General features: G+C 55.4%; 1 protein-coding gene. It reads left to right on the top strand.

Annotated elements, in window-relative coordinates; genetic code table 11:
• Positions 1-551 (top strand): methyl-accepting chemotaxis protein (locus MOMUL_RS15285; protein WP_236713142.1); only part of this gene is annotated, 551 nt, incomplete at both ends.

Below are 551 nucleotides of genomic sequence, written 5' to 3'. Positions count from 1 at the left end.
GCGGGGGCAGGGGAACAATCGAACCACCTGCAGGAGATACTCGGCCTCATCGAGAACATAACCTCAAGCCTGGAGAAAGTCTATACCGAACTCGGGCAAGTTAAAGCCAACAGCGAAGAGACCTCCAGTCTGGCCGGTGTAGGCAAGAAAGAGCTGGACGTCCTTATTGCCTCCATCAAGGGTGTTCACGAGGCCTTCAAGGTGGTTGCTGAGAGGTTGACGAGCTTGAGCGGTTCCGTAAACCAGATAGGCGAGATCCTGGAAGTGATCAACGGGATAGCGGAACAGACGAATCTTCTTGCCCTGAACGCGGCCATTGAGGCGGCACGGGCAGGGGAAGCTGGCCGCGGCTTCGCGGTGGTGGCGGAGGAGGTCCGCAAGCTGGCCGAGCAGTCCAGCGCTTCGTCGGATAAGATAAAGGTGCTGTTGAACACTATCGGTTCGGAGACCAATGAAGTAGTGCATACTTCAGAGGAAGTCAGCAAGCAGGTAGTCGCACAGCTGGAGAATGTAGAAAATACGGTCAAGGCCTTTGACGACATACTCGAATC

Source organism: Moorella mulderi DSM 14980 (assembly GCF_001594015.1).
Taxonomy (GTDB): domain Bacteria; phylum Bacillota; class DSM-521; order Neomoorellales; family Neomoorellaceae; genus Neomoorella; species Neomoorella mulderi.
This window is presented reverse-complemented; position numbering and strand designations above follow the sequence as displayed.